Annotated in this window: 5 protein-coding genes; all 5 read left to right on the plus strand. The window is 72.1% G+C overall.

Annotation, left to right across the window (positions count from 1 at the left end; genetic code table 11):
- Positions 1-9: 9 nt before the first annotated feature.
- Positions 10-168: a chemotaxis protein CheW gene (locus VFZ20_RS32705; RefSeq protein WP_349264058.1), complete on the plus strand. Its 159-nt coding sequence runs from the start codon at positions 10-12 to the stop codon at positions 166-168.
- A gap of 585 nt (positions 169-753) precedes the next feature.
- Entirely contained in the window at positions 754-1,374 is a 621-nt protein-coding gene (locus VFZ20_RS03590; protein WP_329682457.1) for a chemotaxis protein CheC, read from the plus strand.
- A 2-nt stretch (positions 1,375-1,376) separates the two neighbouring features.
- Positions 1,377-4,115 carry a tetratricopeptide repeat protein gene (locus VFZ20_RS03595; RefSeq protein ID WP_329682458.1) on the plus strand — a complete coding sequence of 913 codons (2,739 nt, stop codon included), beginning with the start codon at positions 1,377-1,379 and terminating at the stop codon, positions 4,113-4,115.
- Positions 4,116-4,118: 3 nt separating this feature from the next.
- On the plus strand, positions 4,119-5,270 hold the full coding sequence (locus VFZ20_RS03600) for a DUF4388 domain-containing protein (RefSeq protein ID WP_329682459.1): 1,152 nt from the start codon (positions 4,119-4,121) through the stop codon (positions 5,268-5,270).
- Positions 5,267-5,603: tetratricopeptide repeat protein (locus tag VFZ20_RS03605; RefSeq protein WP_329682460.1), on the plus strand; the 337-nt coding region annotated here is incomplete at its 3' end. The genes VFZ20_RS03600 and VFZ20_RS03605, both read left to right, overlap by 4 nt.

The raw sequence follows: 5,603 nt of genomic DNA on the forward strand, positions 1-5,603 counted from the left end.
GGGCTGGAGGTGGATGCGCTCCTGGGGCAGCAGGAGATCGTCGTCAAGGCGTTCGACGCCACGGCCGACACGCTGCACCTGTTCAGCGGCGCCACCATCCTGGCCGACGGCCGCCCCGCGCTCATCCTAGACGCAGGGAGCCTCCTGGGCGCCGCGTCGGTCGCGTAAAGGAGTGAAGCGGCGGTCGGGGTCGGGTCCGCGGCGGGTCAGGACGCGCGTGGGGAACTCCGATGGAAATGGACACGGAGGGATTCGAACCGCCGACCCCCGGTGTGTAAAACCGGTGCTCTAACCAGCTGAGCTAAGCGCTCGGGGGAGTACCCGTGCCGACAGCGTCATCCTGAGGAGCCGCGCGCGGACCTGACGGGTGCACCGTGGCGGACGGCGACGAAGGATCTTGCGTCCGATCCACGAACGCGGCGTATGTGCAGGAAGGCTGCGGCGGGATAACCTCCCCCAGGGGTTTTGGGGGAGGTGCGAGCCTAGGCGAGCGGAGGGGGCGTTCGCGCGGGTCCGGCCACAGTGCACGGACGCAGGCGCCGAGGCAGGGACACAAGATCCTTCGGTCGGCGCCAGAGAATCAGCACGGGACGGATCGCGCGGCGCCTCTCTCAGGATGACAATCGGGGCGTTTGGGAGAGGAAAGAAAGGATCATCCTCTCTGGAGTGACGGCGCGGCTTCGGCGGTGACAGACGGCTTGGCGGGATGAGGCGGTACCAGCGTTTAGAACTGACCAACGGAACGGGATTCCGATGACGCTCGATCTGCGGGAACTGGGGGCGGTGCAGCTGGACGGCCTCCGCGAGGTGAGCAACATGGGCGCGGGGCACGCCGCCACGGCCCTGTCGCAGATGACCAACACCCGCATCATGATCAACGTCCCCCGGCTGCAGGTGGTGCCGCTGGAGGACGTGCCCGACGTGATCGGCAAGCCCGACGAGGTGGTCGCGGCCGTGCTGATGCACATGCTGGGCGACCTGACCGGGCGCACGCTCCTCATCTTTCCGCGCAACGCCGCCATGCGCCTGGCCGAGATGCTGCTGCACCGGCCGCAGGGCAGCGCGCACGTCTTTGGCGAGCTGGAGCAGAGCGCCATCAAGGAGGCGGGCAACATCCTGAGCGCGGCCTACATGAACGCCATCAGCGACTTCATGGGGCTCATGCTGCTGCCCAGCGTGCCCTCGCTCGTCATCGACCTCTTTGGCGCGGTGATGACCACGGCGTACACCAACTTCGGGCACGAGCGCGACGTGGTGTTCTGCATCCAGACGGAGTTCGAGATGGCCAGCGAGGACAAGGTGATGGGCCAGTTCCTGCTGCTTCCCGACGTGGAGTCGCTGCAGATCATCCTGCAGTCCATCCGCCTGGCCTGAACGTGACGGAACCCGCCGCCCCCGAAGCGGCCGCCCGGCCGCCCCACTCGGAGCGGGACCTCCGCATCCTCCGCGGCTTCGCCCAGCGCATCGACGCGGCCGACGCGGGCGCGCACAACAACCTGGGCGTCCTGTACTTCAACAAGGGGATGTACGAGGAGGCCATCGCCCAGTTCCAGCGGGCGCTGGCCATCGACCCCAAGATGCAGGTGGCCCAGCGCAACCTGGAGATCGCCTACTTCAACACCGGCTTCTACGACCGGCTGATCAGCGAGCTCCGCGAGCGGCTGCGCGAAGACCCCACCGACACGGCCGCGCGGCGCCGCCTGGCCCAGGCCTACCTCAACACGGGCGACAGCGCCGGGGCCGTGGCGGAGCTCAAGCGCGTGCTGGCGTACGACACCGACGACCTCACCACGCTCATCCAGCTGGGCCAGGCCGAAAAGGCCGGCGGCCACTTCGAGGCGGCCATGGAGTGGTTCCAGCAGGCCCTGGAGATGGACCCCGACAGCGGCGTCCTCCACTTCTCCCTCGGCGAGCTGTACTACAACCGCGGGCTCAACGAAGAGGCGCTGCGCGAGCTGTCGCGCGCCATCGAGCTGAACCCCGACATGGCCGACGCCCACTACGTGCTGGCCTTTGTCCACGGCGACATGGGCGACATGGAGCGCGCCGCCGCCAGCTCGCGCCGGGCCACCCAGCTCAACCCCAACTACGCCAAGGCCCAGACCAACCTGTCGCTGGACCGCTACTCGTCCGCGCGGTACCAGGAGCTCGTCGGGGGCCGCGTGCGCCGCCCGGAAGTCGCGGCCGGCGAGGTGCTGGCCCACTACAACCTGGGCATTGCGTTCCGCCAGAAGGGGCTGTACGAGGAGGCCCTGCGCGAGTTCAACCGCGCCCTGGAGGTGGGCGAGGAGCCGGGCCTCACGCGGCAGTCCATGGCGGAGGTCTACCTTCTCCAGGGCAAGGCCGGCCAGGCGCTGGACCTGTACGACCGCCTTCTCGCGGAGGATGAGCGCAGCCCCAAGCTGTGGAACGAGCGGGGCGTCTGCCTCCACCAGTCCGGCTCCGTCAACGACGCCGAGACCAGCTACCGGCGGGCGCTGGAGATGGACCCGGCGTACGCCCTGGCGTGGAACAACCTGGGGGTCGTTCGTCTCCATCGCGGCGACCCCGACGGGGCCGATTCCTCGTTCACGGAGGCCGTGCGGCTGCGCGCGGGGTTCACGGACGCGTGGTGCAACCGCGGCCTGATGTACCTGCGCCGGGGCCGCCACGGCGCCGCCCTGGACGCGTACCGGGCCGCCCTGCGCGCCAACCCCGAGATGGCGGGCGCGTGGAACGGCATCGGCGCCGTGCTCATGGAGACGCGGCGCTACGAGGAGGCCCGCAACGCCTTCGTCCGCGCCGTGGAGGCGGACCCGGACCACGCCGAGGCACGCTACAACCTCTCGTTCGTCCTGAGCAACCTGGGCGACTTCGAGGGCGCCCTGCGCGAGACCAAGCGCGCCCTGGAGCTCAACCCGTACTACACGACGCCGCGCTACAAGCTGGCGATCGACCTGCAGTTCGAGTACGCCGAGGTGCTGGCGCCGGAGCTGGACGCGGCGGAGCGCATCAGCGGCGAAGAGCAGGGGGTGGAGAGCTTTACGTTCGAGGAAGGCGCGCTGGACGCCATCTTCAGCGACCTCCAGCCCAGGGCGGAGGAGCCCGAGCCGCAGGCGGACGCCTTTGCCCTGGCGGAGGACTACCTGTCCAAGGGGCTGCTGGACCGCGCCCTGGCCGAGATTCGCCGCGTGGCCGTCTCCGGCGCGGACCCCGTGCAGGCGGCCCTGCTCACGGCGCACATCTTTCTTCGCCAGGGGCTGGACGGCGAGGCGCTGGAGCGCTTCGACGCGGCGTACGCGCGGCTGGAGGGCCAGCCCTGGTCCGCCGACCACGCCCGCGCTCTGGCCGGCCGCGCCCGCGCGCTCCTGCGCCTGGGCCGGCTGGCGGACGCGCGCGAGGCGGCCGAGGAGGTGCGCGGGCACGAGGCCGACCACCTGGAGAACCTGCAGGTGCTGGGCGAGGTGCTGGTGCTGCAGGGCGAGGCGGACGAGGCCGTGCGCGTCTTCAGCCGCGCGTGCGAGCTGTCGCCGCGCGATCCCGCGCTGCTGCGCCACCTGGGCCGCGCCGCCGTGGCCGCCGGCCGCGCGGACGACGCGGAGCGGGCCCTGCGCCGCGCCGTGGGCATCGACCCGGACTTCGTCGCGGCGCACGTCGACCTCGGCCGCCTGCTGCTGAACGCGGGGCGCATCGACGAGGCCGTCACGGAGTGCCAGGCGGCCCTGGACGTGCTGCCCACGTACTCCGACGCGGCGTTCCTGCTGGCCATGGCGCACCGCCGCGCGGGCCGCTTCGGCGAGGCGGTGGCGGCGCTGGTGGATCTCCTCGCGGGCGACCCGTACCACTTCGAGGCGCTGGTCCTGCTGGGCCAGGTGCTGGTGGACGACGGGCGGCGCGACGACGGGCGGCGGGCGTTTCGGCGCGTGCTGCGCTTTGACCCCGACCGGGCGGACGCGCACTTTCACCTGGGCGGCATCGCGGCGGCGGAGCGGCGCTTTCGCGAGGCCATCGAGCACTGGCGCAACGCCGTGGAGAGCGATCCGCACGGCCCGTTCGCCGAGCCGGCGCGGCAGAACGTGTCCATGGCGCTGGACATGGCCCGCGTGTTCCACACGGATGCCGGCGTGGGGGTGTAGCGGATGGCGATCGAAGGGCCGCTGCGCGAGCTGGCGCTCACGGACGTCTTTCAGCTCCTGGACCTGTCGCGCAAGACGGGCGTGCTGAGCATTACCCCCGAGGGCGGGCGGCACCGGCCGGCGCTCGTGCGCTTTGACCGCGGCGCCGTCACGGGGGCGGAGCTGGGGCAGGCCCACGAGCGGCTGGGGCACCTGCTGCTGCGCGCCGGCAAGGTGACGGAGTCGCAGATCGCCGCCGCGCGCCGCGTGCAGCAGCAGGGCAACGGGCGCGCGCTGGGCAGCATCCTGGTGGAGCAGGGCATCGTGACGGAGGACGACGTCCGCCGCCAGCTGCGATTCCAGATCCAGGAGATCGTCTTCGAGCTCATCCAGTGGAAGGACGGCTACTTTCGCTTCGAGGAGGGCCCGCCCGCCTCGCCCGGCGGCGTGACCGTGCGCGTCTCCACCGAGTCGCTGCTGATGGAGGCGGCCCGGCGGGTGGACGAGTGGAGCACGCTGGAGACCAAGATCCCCCACATGGGCGTGATCCCCGTCTTCGTGGCCGATTCGCCCGACGGGGCCACGCTGGACCTGCACCCCAGCGAGTGGGAGGTGCTGGCGGAGATCGACGGCACGCGTCCTTTGAAGGCGATCGCCACGACGCTGGGGCGCAGCGACTTCGACGTGGCCAAGATCGTCTACGGCCTCGTGGCCACGGGCGTCGTCGACATCCTGGAAGAGGCGCCGCCCGCGCCCACGTCCGCCGTCCCCATGGAGCGCCCCCTGCGCGACGCCCTGGGCGAGGCGCAGCTGGCCCTGGCCGACGGCGCGGCGGACCGCGCCCGGCGCCTGCTGGACGACCTGGCCCGCGCGCACCCGGACCGGCCGGAGGTCTACGGCCTGCTGGCGGACGCGCAGCAGCGGCTGGGCCGCTGGGGCGAGGCCGTCATCGCGCTGGGGCGCGCGGCGGCGCTGGACCCGCTGGCGGGGCAGACGCACTACAACCTGGGCTTCGCGGCCGCGCACACGGGGGACCTGCACCGCGCCCGCGAGTCGTGGGACACGTACCTGCGCCTGGACGACGCCGCGAACGACCGCGTGCGCCGCAGCCGCGCCGAGCGCGCCCGCGACGCCGCGGACTCGCTGCTGGCCGTGATGGACGAGGAGGGCCGGTGAGCGCCGCCACGCCCGCGCAGGTGCGCCAGTGGAGCGAGGAGGTGGCGGCCGATCCCGCCTCGCTCGCGTTCCTCCCGCTCGCCCGCGCGTACCGCGACGGGGGCCGGCGCGACGCCGCGCTCAAGCTGTGCATCCGGGGGCTGGAAAAGCACCCGGACAACGTGGAGGCGCATTACCTCCTGGGGCTGCTGTACCGCGAGGGTGGCGACACGCTCAAGGCGTTCGACGAGTGGGACATCGCCCTGGCGCTGGACCCGGAGCACGGGGGCTCGCGCCGCGAGATCGGGCTCGTGGCCCACCAGCGCGGCGAGCACGCCCTCGCCGTCCGGCACC

This window comes from Longimicrobium sp. (genome assembly GCF_036280135.1).
Taxonomy (GTDB): Bacteria; Gemmatimonadota; Gemmatimonadetes; order Longimicrobiales; family Longimicrobiaceae; genus Longimicrobium.

Coding starts and splice junctions, on each gene's coding strand:
- VFZ20_RS03590 (WP_329682457.1), top strand. CDS start 754: ATGACGCTCGATCTGCGGGAACTGGGGGCGGTGCAGCTGGACGGCCTC.
- VFZ20_RS03600 (WP_329682459.1), top strand. CDS start 4,119: ATGGCGATCGAAGGGCCGCTGCGCGAGCTGGCGCTCACGGACGTCTTT.